Source organism: Micrococcus sp. TCR-5 (assembly GCF_052220525.1).
GTDB lineage: Bacteria > Actinomycetota > Actinomycetes > Actinomycetales > Micrococcaceae > Micrococcus > Micrococcus luteus.
The window spans coordinates 1-1087 of sequence record NZ_JBQPDO010000040.1 but is presented as its reverse complement, the minus strand read 5'-3'; the positions used below and the strand labels follow the sequence as shown (position 1 = coordinate 1087).

Genomic DNA, 1087 nt, shown 5'->3' with positions numbered 1-1087 from the left:
CTGCTCAACGTCCTGCACGACCTTGTCGGCACCCCGGAAGGGCTGTACGGGCGTCGGAAGATGACCGCGTGGCTGCGTCGAGAAGGTCACCAGGTCGGCGCCGGTCGTGTGGACCGGCTCATGCGGGTTGCGGGGATGAACGGTGTGCGTCGAGGCAGGCCAGTGCGCACCACCGTCCCGGCCAAGGACGGCTGCCGTGCCGGTGACCTGCTCAATCGAGACTTCACCGCGGCCGCGCCGAACACGAAGTGGGTCGCGGACTTCACCTATGTGCGCACGTGGGCGGGCTTCGTATACGTCGCGTTCGTGCTGGACTGCTACTCGCAGAGAATCCTCGCCTGGCATGCCGCGACGGCCAAGACGACCCCGCTGGTCCTGACCCCGCTGCGGACCGCGTTGTGGGACCGTGACCGGCACGGGCACCCTGTGCAGCCCGGCGAGCTGATCGCGCACAGCGATGCCGGGTCGCAGTACACGAGCCTTCGCTTCGCCGAGCACCTGGCCGCCGAGGGCATCGCCGCGTCCATCGGGACCGTCGCCGATGCGTATGACAACGCGCTCATGGAATGCGTCATCGGCTTGTACAAGACCGAGTGCATCACCACCACGATCTTCCACAACGGCCCGTACAAGACCATCGCCGACGTCGAGTACGCCACCGCCGGATGGGTCGAGTGGTACAACAATCGAAGGCTCCACTCGTCCCTGGCTATGACCACCCCGGCCGAGTACGAGACTGCCTACTACGCCGCCCTCAACCGAGAGCTGGCACCCACATAGGAGCGGCACGAAACCCGGGACGCTTCATCCTGAGACGGCCGGTGGGGGTCAGGGGTGCGTTAGCGTGGGTCATGAGCGGGCTCTTTCCAGCGGAGGGGTTGTTGAGGAAGTTCCATCCTGCCGGGCGGGGCCCGCTCGTCTCATCTCAGCCCGGGCCTCGTGCCAAGAACCTCATGACCCACAACAACTAGATGGCGGTTCTGGGTCGCGGGGTGCCCTGGGCCATCTGGCGTCGATGAACGATCGCCCCTGTCAGATGCCTCTATGCATTGGCCGGTGACGGTCCGCGGGCCTGGTCTCGTGCTGG

Annotated in this window: 1 protein-coding gene; it reads left to right on the top strand. The window is 66.2% G+C overall.

Features of this window, described 5'->3' with window-relative positions; translation table 11 throughout:
• Positions 1-780 (top strand): IS3 family transposase (locus ACTSKS_RS11005; RefSeq protein WP_435035103.1); only part of this gene is annotated, 780 nt, incomplete at its 5' end.
• Positions 781-1087: the final 307 nt, after the last annotated feature.